At 41.2% G+C, this 250-nt stretch carries 1 protein-coding gene; it reads left to right on the top strand.

From position 1 onward, the window contains the following. Positions 1 to 250 (top strand): hypothetical protein (locus QCD68_RS17550; RefSeq protein ID WP_301223898.1); only part of this gene is annotated, 250 nt, incomplete at both ends.

Below are 250 nucleotides of genomic sequence, written 5' to 3'. Positions count from 1 at the left end.
ACGGTCCGTACCACCACAAAACCACCCCCCCCCCCAACCCAAACCCCAACCCCCCCAAACAAAACACAACAAAAAGAAAACACCAACCCCCCCCCCACACCAACACAAACAAAAAAAAAAAAAAAAAAAAACCCCCAAAAAAAAAAAAAAAAAAAAACCCCAACCCCCAAAAAACAACCCAAAAACCACACCGGGCCGTTGGAATTTTAAAAAGCCAAAGCCAAAAAAAAAAAAAACAATAAAAAACCCA

Origin of the sequence: Curtobacterium sp. PsM8 (genome assembly GCF_030433875.1) — a bacterium.
In the GTDB taxonomy this organism is placed as follows: domain Bacteria; phylum Actinomycetota; class Actinomycetes; order Actinomycetales; family Microbacteriaceae; genus Curtobacterium.
Note: the sequence above shows the minus strand (reverse complement) of the source record. Positions and strands in the feature narration are given on the sequence as shown.